This is a genomic window from Nonomuraea muscovyensis, from assembly GCF_014207745.1.
Taxonomy (GTDB): domain Bacteria; phylum Actinomycetota; class Actinomycetes; order Streptosporangiales; family Streptosporangiaceae; genus Nonomuraea; species Nonomuraea muscovyensis.
On sequence record NZ_JACHJB010000003.1, the window covers coordinates 717,070 to 731,261 of the forward strand.

Genomic DNA, 14,192 nt, shown 5'->3' on the forward strand with positions numbered 1-14,192 from the left:
CACACCATGCCGGGGGTGTCAGAGGAGGTGGCCGACGGTGAGGGGAAGGGTGAGGGAGGAGCGGGCCGGTGAGACGGTGATCTTGGTGCCCTCCGGGTAGCGGAGCGTGTAGTCCCGGTCCGTGGACAGGATCACCAGCCCGAGCCGGTGACCCTTCTTGAAGACGTGGTCCGTCGGCTGGAGGTCCCAGGTGAAGGTGTGTTCGCGGCCCGGCCGGACGGGGTCGGTGCGGTCGGGGCGCTGGCGGTTGCGGACGTCGAGCCAGCCGCGGGTGACGATCTTGTACGGGGTCTCGGCGGTGGCCAGGCGGCGCAGGGCGGTGCAGCCGGTGTCGCCGGGGACCCCCTGGCCGTAGCAGAGAGTCTCGCCGGTGGCGACGAGGGCGCCGGTCGGGCGGACGTCCGTGCCGTAGTCCACCAGGAGCGCCGTCAGGTACGGCGACGCCCCGTCACGCAGCGAGGCCCGTACGGTCACCGCGGGCGTGCCGGAGACGCGGACGTCGGAGGGGAGGGCGGTGGTGAGGTAGGCCAGGCGGTGGGGATCCGGGGCGGGTGCCGACTCGGCCAGCTGCTCGGCGGTGCGGGTCTTCTGGTCCGCGAACGACTCCCGGGACGAGAGCGGGCGGGGGAGCAGGCCGAGCGAGGCGCCGGCGCCGAGCCGGAGGCGGATCGGCCGGGTGCCCGGGACGGGCCACGAGCGGTGCCGCTCCCACGTGCCGGGCGCCGTCTCGACGTCCGCCTGCGGCTCGCGCATGACGCCGCTGTCGATGCCGTGCAGCCAGTGGTCGAACCACCCGTGCAACTGGCGCAGCCACTCGGCGGTGCGCAGGCTGAAGGGGTTCATGTGGGTGCCCTGGTGCAGCCAGAGCTTGCGCGGCACCCGCTGCTCGGCCAGGGCGTACCACCACTGGGCGAACTGCTTGGTCTTGACGTTCCAGTCGTTGAGCCCGTGCACCACGAAGACGGCGGCCTTCACCCTGCGGACGTCGTTGAGGTAGTTGCGGGCGTCCCAGAAGGAGCTGTAGTCGCCGGTGATGCGGTCCTGCGCGGCCGTGAGGTGCTCGATGACCGGGGCGCACACCCGCTCGCCGTCGGCGCGGGTCAGCACGTACTTGGCCAGCACGTCGGCGTCCTCGCCCTGGAAGCCACCCGGCGCCACCACGCCGCCGTTGGCCCGGTAGTAGTCGTACCAGGAGGAGATCGCCGCGATCGGCACGATCGTCTCCAGGCCCTCGACGCCGGTGGCGGCGACGGCGTTGGGCAGGGTGCCGTTGTAGGAGACGCCGATCATGCCGACCTTGCCGGTGGACCAGGCGGCGGTGACCGGCTCGCCCTCGGCGGTGAAGCCGTTGGCGCGGCCGTTCAGCCAGTCGATCGCGGCCTTGGGGCCCGCGGTCTCGTTGCGGTCGCCGGTGGTGGGGCAGCCGGTGGCGCGTCCGCTGCCGAGGTTCTCCACGAGGGCGATCGCGTAGCCGCGCGGCACGAAGTAGTTGTCGTAGTACCCGTCGAACGGCTCGGGGAGGAGCTTCTGCCCGGCGAGGGAACGCAGGCCGGGCAGCGGGTTGCCGTGCTCGTCGACGTCCACGACGTGGTTGACGACGTCGTTGCCGCCCGCGTAGTACGGGCTCGCCTCCATGATCACGGGGACCTTGAGCCCCTGCTCGGTCTCCTTGGGGCGCAGGACGTCCACGGCGACGCGGTCGGGACGGCCGTCGCCGTCGCTGTCGGTTCCGGCCACCTCGACGTAGACCGTCTGCCTGACGGCTTCGGCCCGGGAGAAGACCGGCTGGGTGGCGTTGTCCGCCACCTTGATCGCCGGCACGTCGGCGCGCGCGGGCGCCGTCGCGGTCAGCGTGAGGACGAGCGCCGCGACCAGCGGTACGGCGAGGACCTTGCGAGGATGCATGCGATCTCCACAGGAGAGCTCCACACGAAAAATCGGTCTATGACGGGAATCTCTGTCATGATCGCCGCCCCGGCAAGGGTCCCTCCGGGGTCAACCTCGGGAGATCTTTCCGGGCGCGACCCCGTCGGCCCACCCCAGGGTCAGGTCACGGACGCGACTGATGTCGATAACGGAGCGGTTTCGACACTGTGTGCCGGTTTGGACCGCCCTGGGCAACCAACTATCTTCCGTGCAGGGTTGCCGTACTTTTCTTCGCGCCTGCGATGAAGTCTGACGGCGGGGAAAATGGAAGGGAGTCGACTTGCTCAGCAAGCGATTCGGCAGGATGGCGGTCGGCACCGTGGCCGGCGCCATGCTCATGGCGGCCGCGGCCTGCGGTAGCGGCAACACGGGTGGCGACACCTCGGCGAGTGCCCAGCCCAGCGCGGGGGCCGGCAGCGACGCGCCGAAGGCGGGTGCTCTCAAGGTCGGTCTCGCCTTCGACATCGGCGGGCGCGGCGACAAGTCGTTCAACGACGCCGCCTACGCGGGCCTGGAGAAGGCCAAGACCGAGCTGGGCGCGGACATCAAGGAGCTGAGCCCGGCCTCCGACGGCAGCAACCGAGGCGAGCTGCTGCGCCAGCTCGCCGACGCGGGCTACAACCCGATCATCGGCGTCGGCTTCGCCTACGGCGAGGACATCAAGAAGGTCGCCGAGGAGTACACCGACATCCAGTTCGCGGTCGTGGACTCCGCCTCCAACGCGCCGAACGTGACGGGCCTGCTGTTCGCCGAGGAGCAGGGCTCCTACCTGGCGGGCGTCGCCGCGGCGACGAAGTCGGAGAGCGGCCACGTCGGCTTCGTCGGCGGTGTCGAGAACGACCTGATCAAGAAGTTCGAGGCGGGGTTCGCGGCCGGCGTCAAGTCGGTCAAGGCGGATGCCAAGATCGACGTCAAGTACCTCACGCCCGACGGTGACTTCAGCGGCTTCAAGGCTCCCGACAAGGGCAAGGTCGCGGCCGAGAAGATGTACCAGGACGGCGCCGACATCGTCTACCACGCCTCCGGCGACTCCGGCCTCGGCGTCTTCCAGGCGGCAGCCGCGGCCAAGAAGAAGGCCATCGGCGTCGACTCCGACCAGCGCCAGACCATCAAGGAGACCGACCTGCAGTCGGTCATCATGACCTCGATGCTCAAGCGCGTGGACGTCGGCGTGTTCGAGTACATCAAGGCCTTCCAGGGCGGCGCCAAGGGCGGCAGCAACGTCACCTACGACCTGAAGGTCGACGGCGTGGGCCTGGCCACCACCGGTGGCGAGATCGACGACATCAAGGACAAGCTCGACACGGCCAAGAAGGACATCGTCGACGGCAAGATCACGGTTCCGGCGAAGCCGTAACCTGGAACAGGAAACCCCGAACGAGGGCCCGGAGTCCCGAACCCCGGGCCTTCGTTCTATCCGCCCCGATCCAGCGTGCCCGGCGACCCCGGGAGCCGGCTGGCCCGAGCGGGACGGACCAGACGGCTCGCAGCGAAGCGGAGTCAACGTGAGCAACCAACGGGTCCGCGCAGCGAATGAGGAACGGTGAGCGACCAGTGAACACCGAGGCCCTCGCCACGGCGCCACCCGCCGTGCGGCTGGAGGGCATCACCAAGCGCTTCCCCGGCGTCGTCGCCAACCACGACATCCGCATCACCGTCGAACCCGGCACGGTGCACGCGATCGTGGGCGAGAACGGCGCGGGCAAGTCGACCCTGATGAAGATCCTGTACGGCATGCAGAAGCCGGACGAGGGCACCATCAGCGTCAACGGCGAGGAGAGGTCGTTCCGCACGCCGAGCGACGCGATCGCGGCGGGCATCGGCATGGTGCACCAGCACTTCATGCTGGCCGACAACTTCACCGTGCTGGAGAACATCGTCCTCGGCGCCGAGCCGACGACGATCGGCGTGCTCGACAGGGCCGGCGCCCGCCGGCGCATCGAGGCGCTGGCGAGCGGCCACGGCCTGCACGTGGACCCCGACCGGCTGGTGGAGGACCTCGGCGTCGGCGACCGCCAGCGCGTGGAGATCCTCAAGGTGCTCTACCGGGGCGCCCGCATCCTCATCCTCGACGAGCCGACCGCGGTGCTCGTGCCGCAGGAGGTCGAGGAGCTCTTCGCGAACCTGCGCGAGCTCAAGGCGGGCGGCCTGACCGTCATCTTCATCTCGCACAAGCTGGACGAGGTGCTGAGCATCGCCGACGCGATCACCGTGATCCGGCGCGGCACCACGGTCGCCAGCGTGGACCCTCGCGAGGTCAACGCCCGGCAGCTCGCCGAGCTGATGGTCGGCAGCGAGCTGCCGACGCCCGAGACCCGCGAGTCCACGGTGACCGACACGGTGGAGCTGAAGGTGTCCGGCCTGACCATGGAGGCCGAGGGGTTCCGGCCCGCGCCGAAGGGCGTCCCGGTCGCCCAGTACGTGGACCGGCTGCGACAGGAGGGCCGGCGGCTGCTCCTGGACGACGTGTCGTTCGAGATCCACCGCGGCGAGATCCTCGGCATCGCCGGTGTCGAGGGCAACGGCCAGTCGGAGCTGATCGAGGCCATCATGGGCATCCGGCCCGTGCACGGCGAGATCACGCTGGGCGACGAGGACATCAGCGGCTGGACCACGCTCAGGCGCCGCGAGGCGGGCATCGGCTACATCCCCGAGGACCGCCACCGCCAGGGCCTGCTGCTGGAGGCGTCGCTGTGGGAGAACCGCGTGCTCGGCCACCAGACCAGGAAGCCGGCCCGCAAGGGTCCCTGGATCGACCGGCGCGCCTCGAAGGCCGACACCGCGCGCATCATCGAGGAGTACGACGTCCGCACACCCGGCGTCGACACCCTGGCCCTCGCCCTGTCGGGCGGCAACCAGCAGAAGCTGATCGTGGGCCGCGAGATGAGCGGCGAGCCGCGCTTCCTCATCGCCGCCCACCCCACCCGCGGCGTGGACGTCGGCGCGCAGGCCGCCATCTGGGACCACCTGCGCAACGCCCGCGCGGCCGGGCTGGCCGTGCTGCTGATCTCGGCCGACCTGGACGAGCTGATCGGCCTGTCCGACACGCTGCGGGTGATCTACCGCGGGCGGCTCGTCGCCCGGCTCGACCCGTCCGACGTCACGCCGGAGCGGCTGGGCGGCTACATGACCGGCGCCATCACCGGCACTGAGGAGACGTGATGCCCGCAGGGCTCTACCGGGCGTTGCTCACCGTCGCAGGCGCCATGGTCGCGATCGTGCTGGCGGTCGCGATCTCCAGCGTCGCGATCAGCGCGGCGGGCGCCAGCCCGCAGGCCGCGTTCGCGGCGCTGTTCAACTTCGGCGAGACCGAGCGGGCGGTGGTCAACGGCATCACCCAGATGATCAACCGTGCGGTCCCGCTGTTCATCGCCGGTCTGGCCGTGGCCGTCGGCTTCCGGATGAACCTCTTCAACATCGGTGTGGAGGGCCAGTACCGGATCGCGGCGATCTGCGCCGCCTACGTCGGCACGCTGTTCACCGCGCCCGCCCCGATCCAGATCCTGGTGATCATCGTGGTGGCGGCGGCGGTCGGCGGGCTCTACGCGCTGATCCCGGCGCTGATGAAGGTCGGCAGGGGGGTGAACGAGGTCATCTCCACGATCATGCTGAACTACATCGCCATCAACCTGGCGGCCTTCCTCGTGCGCGGCCCGTTCACCGGCACGCGGGCGGAGGGGCAGCTCACCACCAGTACGCCGACCCTGCCGGAGTCGGCCTGGTTCCCCAACCTGAACGTCCTGTTCGAGATGCTCGGCCTGCCCGCGCCGCGCGGCGGCGGGCTGTGGGGCTTCCTGGTCGTGGCGATCCTGCTCGGCGTGGGCGTCTGGGTGCTGCTGGAGCGGACCCGCTTCGGCTTCGAGGTCAAGGCCAGCGGCCTGAACGCCTCCGCCGCGCTCGCCTCGGGCGTCAACCCGAAGAAGATGGTCATCTCGGCGATGGTGCTGTCCGGCGCCATCGCGGGGCTGATCGGCCTGCCGGAGATCCTGGGCGACAAGCACAACTTCGGCTCCAACTTCACGCCGGGCCTCGGCTTCCTCGGCATCGCGGTCGCACTGCTGGGCCGCAACAGGCCGGCCGGCATCGCGGTGGCCGCGCTGCTGTTCGGCTTCCTCGACCGGGCGCAGGGTCCGCTGCAGTTCGCGAACGTGCCGCCCTCGGTCATCGCGATCATGCAGGGCGTGATCGTGCTGCTGGTGGTGGTCGCGAACGAGATCACGAGCCGGATGGCGCTGCGCCGCGAGGAGCGGCGGGCCGCACAGCAGCTCGGCCGGAACACTCCCGTTGAGGTGGCAGCATGACGACCGTCGCAGGCACCCGGGTCAGGAAGTACCACCTGGCGCTCATCGGCGTCGCCGTGCTCATCCTGCTCATGTCGCTGGTCAGGGTGATATCCGGTCAGAACGACATCACCTCGTCCGGCACGTTCGCGGCGGCGCTGATGCTGTCGGTGCCGATCGGCCTGGCGGGCCTCGGCGGGCTGTGGGCGGAGCGGGCCGGCGTGGTCAACATCGGCCTCGAAGGCATGATGGTGCTCGGCACCTGGTTCGCCGGGTGGGCCGGCTACCAGTGGGGCCCCGTGGCCGCCCTCGTCGCGGGCCTGCTCGCGGGCGCCGTGGGCGGGCTCATCCACGCCGTGGCGACCGTGACGTTCGGCGTCGACCACATCATCAGCGGCGTCGCCATCAACCTGCTCGGCCCCGGCGTCACCCGTTTCCTGTCCGAGGTGCTCTACAAGGAGGGCACCCCGGCCGGCGAGGCGGGCGCGGGCATCACCACCTCGCCGCCGCTGAAGGGCGAGGGGATCGACGTCAGCCTGCCGTTCCTGTCGTCCGGCCCCGACCTGCTGGGCAGCCTGGAGCGCACGCACTGGTTCCTGCTGTCCGACCTCGCGGGCATCCTGCGCGGGCTCACGCACGGGGTGAACGTGCTGGTCATCCTGGCCGTGCTGATGCTGCCGCTGACGTTCTTCGTGCTCTGGAACACGGCGTTCGGGCTGCGGCTGCGCTCGGCCGGCGAGAACCCGTGGGCGGCCGAGTCGCTGGGCGTCAACGTCTATCTGATCAAGTACGTCGCGGTCGTCATCTCGGGCGCGTTCGCCGGCCTCGGCGGCGTCTTCCTGGTGTTCGTCAGCACGAAATATGTCGAGGGGCAGACCGGGGGCCGCGGCTTCATCGGCCTGGCCGCGATGATCTTCGGCAACTGGCGGCCCGGCGGCCTGGCCGGCGGCGCCGCGCTGTTCGGCTACGCCGACGGCCTGCAACTGCGCAGCTCCGGCGCCGTCACCTCGTTCCTGCTCTTCGGCGCGGTGCTGCTGCTGATCTACATCGGCCTCCGGATCCGCGCGATGCTCGCACCCGTGCAGACCGAGGTGGCCGTCACCGGGAGCACTCGGGACTACACGCTGCTGGCCGGCGCCGCCGCGGGCGCGATCGTGCTGGTCTGGCTCTGGATGACGGTCGACAAGCTGCCGAACGAGTTCGTCTACATCACACCACACGTGCTCACGCTGCTCGTGCTGCTCGTGGCCTCGCAACGGCTGCGGATGCCGAAGGCCGACGGCGTGCGCTACCGCCGGGGGGAACAGCACTGATGACCATCGATTGGGACGGCCTGCGGGCCCAGGCGACCGAGGCCATGCACCAGGCCTACGCCCCCTACTCCAAGTTCCCGGTCGGCGCCGCCGCCCTGGTGGACGACGGCCGGACCGTCACCGGCTGCAACGTCGAGAACGCCTCCTACGGGCTCGGCCTGTGCGCCGAGTGCGGCCTGGTCTCGGCGCTGCACGCCTCCGGCGGCGGCCGGCTGGTGGCCTTCACCTGCGTCGACGGCCACGGCGAGCTGCTCATGCCGTGCGGGCGCTGCCGCCAGCTCCTCTTCGAGTTCGGCGGTCGCGACCTGCTGGTCGAGACCGTGGACGGCCCCAAGCCGATGGCCGAGATCCTGCCGTACGCCTTCGGCCCCGACGACCTGTCCAGGACGTCCTGATGGACGTCATCGAGGTCATCGTCGCCAAGCGCGACTCCGGCGAGCTGTCGACCGGGCAGATCGACTGGGTGATCGACGCCTACACGCGGGGCGTGGTCGCCGACGAGCAGATGTCGTCGCTGGCCATGGCGATCCTGCTCAACGGCATGAACCGGCGCGAGATCGCCGACTGGACCCAGGCGATGATCCGCTCCGGCGAGCGGATGGACTGGTCGGCGCTCGACCGGCCCACCGCCGACAAGCACTCCACGGGCGGCGTCGGCGACAAGATCACCCTGCCGCTGGCACCGCTGGTGGCGGCGTGCGGCGCGTACGTGCCGCAGCTTTCGGGGCGCGGGCTCGGCCACACCGGCGGCACGCTGGACAAGCTGGAGTCGATTCCCGGCTGGCGCGCCTCGCTCTCCAACGACGAGATGCTGGCGGTGCTGCGCGAGGCGGGCGCCGTCGTGTGCGCGGCCGGCTCGGGCCTCGCGCCCGCCGACAAGAAGCTGTACGCGCTGCGCGACGTCACCGGCACGGTCGAGTCGATCCCGCTGATCGCCTCCTCCATCATGTCGAAGAAGATCGCCGAGGGCACCGGCTCGCTCGTGCTCGACGTCAAGGTGGGCTCTGGGGCGTTCATGAAGACCGTGGAGCGGGCCCGCGAGCTGGCCGAGACCATGGTGGCCCTCGGCACGGACGCGGGCGTGCGCACGGTGGCGCTGCTGACGGCCATGGACCGGCCGCTCGGCCGGGCCGTGGGCAACGCGCTGGAGGTCGAGGAGTCGGTCGAGGTGCTCGCCGGCGGCGGCCCGTCCGACGTCGTGGAACTCACCGTGCGGCTGGCGCGCGAGATGCTGGAGGCCGCCGGGATCGCGGGCGGCAAGGACCCGGCGGAGGCGCTCAAGGACGGCTCGGCCATGGACGCCTGGCGTCGCATGATCGCCGCGCAGGGCGGCGACCCGGACGCGCCGCTGCCGCGGGCGGCCGAGACGACGACCGTGGCGGCGCCGGCGTCCGGGGTGCTGACCCGGCTCGACGCCTACGCCGTGGGCCTGGCCGCCTGGCGGCTGGGTGCCGGGCGGGCCCGCAAGGAGGACCCGGTGTCCTTCGGCGCGGGCATCGTGCTGCACGCCAAGCCCGGGGACGAGGTGCGGGCAGGGGAGCCGCTGATGACGCTGCACGCCGACGAGCCGGAGCGGTTCGGGCGGGCGCTGGCGGCGCTGGAGGGCGGCTACGAGGTCGGGGCGGCGGGGCAGGATCTGCTGCCGCTGGTCATCGACCGGATCACGGCCTAGCCGGGCCGCATCGGGCCGTCCCGCCTCCCGGCCGGGGCGGCCTTCGTGCGTGTCCGCGGGCGCGCGCGTCCGGGCGTCATGGCCCGGACGTCAGCGCCCGGACCTCAGTGCCCGGACCTCAGGGGACGCTAGGGGACGAGGGCGTCGGAGAAGACGTCGGCGAGGACGGCGCGCTGCGTCGGGAGAGCCTCGCCGTGGCGGGCACGTCCCTCGGCCGTGATGCAGACGAAGACGCCGCGCCGGTCGGAGTCGCAGACGCCGCGCGTGACGAGCCCGGACTTCTCCAGGCGGGCGACGACGCGGGACAGGGCGCTCTGGCTGAGGTGGACCTCGTCGCACAGTTCCTGGAGCCGGAGCTTGCGGTCGTGGCCGACGATGCGGTCGAGCACCTCGAACTCGCTCGCGCCCAGCCCGTGCTTGTCGCCGAGCTCACGTTCGAGCGAGCACACGGCCTTGGCATGTTTGGCCAGGACGTAGTGCCAGGTCTTGACGAACTCCTCGTCCATGACGCGGAGGCTACCACCGCGCCGAAAAAGATGCAACGGAATTAAATGCACTTGCATTAGATGTGATTGCATGTACTCTCGTGAGTCATGTCCTCTTCCTCATCCCGCTGGGGCGCGCTCGCCGTGCTCTGCGCAGTGATCTTCCTTGATGCCCTGGACGTGTCGATGGTCGGTGTGGCACTGCCCTCCATCCAGCACGACCTGGGGCTTTCCACCTCTTCCTTGCAGTGGGTTGTCAGCGGTTACGTGCTCGGTTACGGCGGTCTTCTGTTGCTCGGGGGCAGGACCGCCGACCTGCTCGGGCGGCGCAGGGTGTTCCTGGTCGCGCTGGGCGTCTTCGCCGTGGCGTCGTTGCTGGGCGGTCTGGTGGACGACGGGACCCTGTTGATCATTGCCCGGTTCGTCAAGGGCGTGGGCGCCGCCTTCACCGCGCCGGCGGCCCTTTCGATCATCACCACCACGTTCCCCGAGGGTCCGCTGCGGAACAAGGCGCTGAGCATCTTCACCGCCTCCGGCGCCAGCGGCTACTCGCTGGGCCTGGTGTTCTCCGGTCTGCTGACCGAGATCGGCTGGCGCTGGACGTTGCTGATGCCCGTGCCCGTCGCCATCATCGCGCTGGTGGCCGCGCTCAAGGTGCTGCCGCGCGGCGCCGAGGAGCGCGCCGAGGGCGGCCACGACCTGCTGGGCGCCGTGCTGATCACCGCGTCGATGCTGCTGCTCGTCTTCACCGTCGTGCAGGCGCCCGAGGCCGGCTGGACCTCGCTGCGCACCGTCGGCTCGCTGGTCGCGACCGCCGCGCTGCTCGGGCTGTTCGTCTTCGCCGAGCTGCGGATGAGGCACCCGCTGGTGCGGCTCGGCATCCTGCGCTCCGGCTCGCTGGTGCGGGCCAACCTGGGCCTGCTCATCCTCATGGGCTCGTACGTGGCCTTCCAGTTCGTGGCCATGCAGTACTTCCAGAACCTGCTCGGCTGGTCGGCCCTCGGCACCGCCCTGGCGTTCCTGCCCGCCGGCCTGCTGGTCGCGGTCACCTCGACCAAGATGGGCGACTTCGCCGACCGGTTCGGCACCGGCAAGCTGATCGTGGTCGGCGCCGCCGCGCTGGCCGGCGGCTACGCCCTGTTCCTCGGCATCGACGAGACGCCGAGCCTGGGCGGCCTGGTCATCCCCGGCATGCTGCTGCTGGGCGTGGCGTTCGCGCTGTCGTTCCCCGCGCTGAACATCCAGGCCACCAACGGCGTTGACGACGACGAGCAGGGCCTGGCCTCCGGGCTGCTCAACACCTCCGGCCAGGTCGGCGGCGCGATCGTGCTCGCCGTGGTCACCGCGGTGCTCACCTCCGAAGGGGGCGGCGGCCTGTCGATCGGGGCGCTGCGCGCGGCCATCGTCGTGTCGCTGATCCTCGCCCTGGTCGGTCTCGGCATCTCCGCCTTCGGGCTGCGCTCCCGCCGCGCGGCCGTCGCGGTGGAGGAGCAGGTCGAGGAGCAGGTGGAGGGCCAGAAGGCTCGGGCGTACGAGATCGTCTGACGGTGACGAGGGGCCCCGCGTCGCGGCGCGGGGCCCCTCTTCGGTGCGGTTTCGGTGCCGCTCCGGTGCCGCCGCTTCCGCGTCGCCGCTTCGGCGGGCCACGGGGCGGGCATCACCTTGACATGGCGCCGACGCTCACCTCTCCGGCTCTTCGCCCGGCTCCTCGTCCGGCCCTTCGGCTGGCCGCCGGGGCCGCCGTCCTGGTCGCGTGCGGCCTGGGGGCCGCCGGCTGCGGGACAGGCGGCGCCGGTGCCGGTGAGGGGACCGGCGTCACGGTGACGGCCACCTCCGCGCCGGGCGGCCCGACGACGCCCGGGGGCACGGCGACGCTGGAGCCGGGGGAGACGCCCGCCACCCCCGGCCGGCCCACCGGCACGGCCGCCGTGCACACCGAGGTGCCACGCGGGGAGCCCTCCCTGGTGACGGGGGTGCGGTTCGGCCGGCACGCCACGTTCGACCGGATAGTGATCGACTTCGACGGCCCGGTGCCCGGCCACACCGTCCAATGGACGGACGAGCTGGTCCAGGAGGGCTCCGGCAAGCCCATCGACCTGGGCGGCCGCGCCTGCCTGTCCGTCCTGCTCACCCCGGCCGTAGCCCACACCGAGGCCGGTGAGCCCACCTGGACGGGCGGCGCCGCCCCCACCTCGCTGGGCAACGTCACCGACGTGATCAGGGCCGGCGACTTCGAGGGGCGCGTCCTCATCGGGCTGGCCGCCCGCTCCCCGCGGCCGTTCCGGGTGGCGGGGTACACCCGTCCGGACCGGCTCGTCATCGACGTGGCACACTGACCGGGTGGTCAGAAGGATCGAAGGCCCCACGCGGGTCCCCGTGCCGGGCGGCAAGCTCATCGACGAGCACGTGGGACGGGTCAACAGCGCGGACGAGGCGATCTCCATCGCCCACATGGTCGCCCCGCCCGGTTGGGAGGAGCCGGCCCAGACGCCCTCCTTCACCGAGTACACGGTGGTGCTGCGCGGCACGGTCGTGGTCGCGCACGACGGCGGCGTCACCGAGGTCGCGGCGGGGCAGAGCGTCGTGACGGAGCCGGGGGAGACGGTCCGCTACAGCGCCGGGCCCGAGGGCGCCGAGTACATCGCCGTCTGCCTGCCCGCCTTCAGCCCCGAGGCCGCCAACCGCTCCTCCTGAGACCGGTGGGGACGGGCGCCGGGGCGACACCACCGGGATCCGGGCTCGCCTGGGTCGCCGACGTGGGTTCTCACACTCGCCACAGGCGAGAGAGCGGCGCACCGGCCGCATATCATGGCCTGATGAGCCCCACGCTTGACGAGATCCGGCGGGCGCCGAAGGTGCTGCTCCACGACCATCTCGACGGTGGCCTGCGGGCCGAGACCATCGTGGACCTGGCGCGCGAGTGCGGTTACGACCGGCTGCCCACCACCGACCCCGGCAACCTCCGGCAGTGGTTCGAGGAGGCGTCCGACTCGGGGTCGCTGGAGCGCTACCTGGAGACGTTCGACCACACCGTGGGCGTCATGCAGACCCGCGAGTCGCTCGTCCGGGTGGCCGCCGAGTGCGCCGAGGACCTGGCCGCCGACGGCGTCGTCTACGCCGAGGTGCGCTTCGCGCCCGAGCAGCACACCACCACCGGTCTCACCCTCGACCAGGTGGTGGAGGCCGTGCTGGAGGGCTTCCGGCTCGGCTCCGAGGGGCGCGGCATCCGGGTCGGCACGCTGCTGACCGCGATGCGGCACATGGCCCGCTCCATGGAGATCGCCGAGCTGGCCGTGCGCTACCGCGACGTCGGCGTGGTCGGGTTCGACATCGCCGGGGCCGAGGCGGGCTACCCACCCACCCGCCACCTCGACGCCTTCGAATACCTCCAGCGGGAGAACGCCCACTTCACCATCCACGCCGGCGAGGCGTTCGGGCTGCCGTCGATCTGGCAGGCCATCCAGTGGTGCGGCGCCGACCGGCTCGGGCACGGCGTGCGCATCATCGACGACATCTCCGTGGCCGAGGACGGCACCGCCAAGCTCGGCCGGCTGGCCGCGTACGTGCGTGACAAGCGCATCCCGCTGGAGATGTGCCCCACCTCCAACCTGCAGACCGGAGCCGCGCCCTCGATCGCCGAGCACCCGATCGGGCTGCTGCGCCGCCTCAACTTCCGGGTCACGGTCAACACCGACAACCGGCTGATGAGCTCCACCAGCTCGTCGCTGGAGTTCACCAAGCTGGTGGAGGCGTTCGGCTACGGCTGGGACGACCTGCAGTGGTTCACGATCAACGCGATGAAGTCGGCGTTCCTGCCGTTCGACGAGCGGCTGGCGCTGATCAACGGCGTGATCAAGCCCGGGTTCGCGCAGCTCAAGTGGCAGCCGTGAAGCAGGCGTACCGGTCGAAGTTCGCGTTCGTCCTCGGCTGGGTGTGGGTGGCGTTCGTCGCGCTCAACGTGTGGGACCTGATCGCCCGCTACAACGGCAAGCCGTCGCTGGTGGCGCTGGCCGTGCTCGGGGTGCTCACCGCGCTGGTCTTCCTGATCGCGCTGCGGCCGGTCACCCTGTTCACCGAGGACGCGCTCGTGGGGCGCAACCCCCTGCGCACGGCGGTCCTGCCGTGGGCGGCGATCGACGAGGTGACGGTGTCGCACTCGATCAACGTCCGCCACGGCGACGGGCAGGTGCTGCGGCTGTGGACCCCGGTGAGCACCGCCCGCGAGCGGGCCAAGGCGCAGCGGCGGGCGGCGGCGCCGGTCCGCCGGCGCGGGCGGCCGCAGACCGAGCCGGTGCTGTCCAAGGCCGAACAGGCGGCGCAGGAGGCGTTCGCCGGCAAGACACACGCCGACTGGGTGGGCGAGCAGATCGTCGACCGGGCCGAGTCGGCCCGGCGGCGCACCCAGGAGGCCGCCCCCGTGCGGATCCGCTGGGCGTACGACTCGCTGGCGGTGATCGCGGTCGCCGTCGCGCTGCTGGTGGCCGCGATCGTCATCGACTGACCGACGCCCGCCGGT

At 71.4% G+C, this 14,192-nt stretch carries 13 protein-coding genes; 11 read left to right on the plus strand and 2 right to left on the minus strand.

Annotated elements, in window-relative coordinates:
* Positions 1-18: 18 nt before the first annotated feature.
* Positions 19-1,905, minus strand: a complete 1,887-nt coding sequence (locus FHU36_RS35175; RefSeq protein WP_185088373.1) for a Xaa-Pro dipeptidyl-peptidase — start codon at positions 1,903-1,905, stop codon at positions 19-21.
* 301 nt (positions 1,906-2,206) lie between these two features.
* On the opposite strand from FHU36_RS35175, the gene FHU36_RS35180 reads away from it, so the two are divergent.
* The 6 genes from FHU36_RS35180 (at position 2,207) to FHU36_RS35205 (ending at position 9,191) form a co-directional block, all read left to right on the plus strand.
* A complete protein-coding gene (locus FHU36_RS35180; protein ID WP_185088374.1) occupies positions 2,207-3,283 on the plus strand; it encodes a BMP family lipoprotein in 1,077 nt (358 codons plus the stop codon).
* 176 nt (positions 3,284-3,459) lie between these two features.
* Positions 3,460-5,088 carry an ABC transporter ATP-binding protein gene (locus FHU36_RS35185; protein ID WP_185088375.1) on the plus strand — a complete coding sequence of 543 codons (1,629 nt, stop codon included), beginning with the start codon at positions 3,460-3,462 and terminating at the stop codon, positions 5,086-5,088.
* Positions 5,088-6,227 (plus strand): ABC transporter permease, encoded by a 1,140-nt coding sequence (locus tag FHU36_RS35190; RefSeq protein ID WP_185088376.1) that lies wholly within the window; start codon positions 5,088-5,090, stop codon positions 6,225-6,227. The genes FHU36_RS35185 and FHU36_RS35190 overlap by 1 nt, the downstream gene beginning before the upstream one ends.
* Positions 6,224-7,519 carry an ABC transporter permease gene (locus tag FHU36_RS35195; protein ID WP_185088377.1) on the plus strand — a complete coding sequence of 432 codons (1,296 nt, stop codon included), beginning with the start codon at positions 6,224-6,226 and terminating at the stop codon, positions 7,517-7,519. Before FHU36_RS35190 ends, FHU36_RS35195 begins: the two co-directional genes overlap by 4 nt.
* Positions 7,519-7,914, plus strand: a complete 396-nt coding sequence (locus tag FHU36_RS35200) for a cytidine deaminase (protein ID WP_185088378.1) — start codon at positions 7,519-7,521, stop codon at positions 7,912-7,914. Before FHU36_RS35195 ends, FHU36_RS35200 begins: the two co-directional genes overlap by 1 nt.
* Positions 7,914-9,191, plus strand: coding sequence for a thymidine phosphorylase (locus FHU36_RS35205; RefSeq protein ID WP_185088379.1), 1,278 nt, complete (start codon positions 7,914-7,916; stop codon positions 9,189-9,191). The genes FHU36_RS35200 and FHU36_RS35205 overlap by 1 nt, the downstream gene beginning before the upstream one ends.
* 128 nt (positions 9,192-9,319) lie before the next feature.
* Here the strand turns inward: FHU36_RS35205 and FHU36_RS35210 are convergent, their stop codons facing one another.
* Positions 9,320-9,697 (minus strand): MarR family winged helix-turn-helix transcriptional regulator, encoded by a 378-nt coding sequence (locus FHU36_RS35210; RefSeq protein WP_185088380.1) that lies wholly within the window; start codon positions 9,695-9,697, stop codon positions 9,320-9,322.
* Between the two features lie 87 nt (positions 9,698-9,784).
* Between FHU36_RS35210 and FHU36_RS35215 the strand changes: the two genes are divergently transcribed.
* From FHU36_RS35215 to FHU36_RS35235, 5 genes are all read left to right on the plus strand, one after another.
* Positions 9,785-11,221 (plus strand): MFS transporter, encoded by a 1,437-nt coding sequence (locus FHU36_RS35215; protein WP_185088381.1) that lies wholly within the window; start codon positions 9,785-9,787, stop codon positions 11,219-11,221.
* 122 nt (positions 11,222-11,343) lie between these two features.
* Positions 11,344-12,012, plus strand: coding sequence for an AMIN-like domain-containing (lipo)protein (locus FHU36_RS35220; RefSeq protein WP_185088382.1), 669 nt, complete (start codon positions 11,344-11,346; stop codon positions 12,010-12,012).
* Positions 12,013-12,016: 4 nt separating this feature from the next.
* Positions 12,017-12,370 (plus strand): cupin domain-containing protein, encoded by a 354-nt coding sequence (locus FHU36_RS35225; RefSeq protein ID WP_185088383.1) that lies wholly within the window; start codon positions 12,017-12,019, stop codon positions 12,368-12,370.
* Between the two features lie 122 nt (positions 12,371-12,492).
* Complete coding sequence (locus FHU36_RS35230; RefSeq protein WP_185088384.1) at positions 12,493-13,566, plus strand: adenosine deaminase; 1,074 nt, start codon at positions 12,493-12,495, stop codon at positions 13,564-13,566.
* The gene (locus FHU36_RS35235) at positions 13,563-14,177 is read left to right on the plus strand and encodes a hypothetical protein (protein WP_185088385.1); all 615 of its coding nucleotides are present in this window, start codon (positions 13,563-13,565) and stop codon (positions 14,175-14,177) included. Before FHU36_RS35230 ends, FHU36_RS35235 begins: the two co-directional genes overlap by 4 nt.
* The last annotated feature ends 15 nt before the right edge of the window (positions 14,178-14,192 follow it).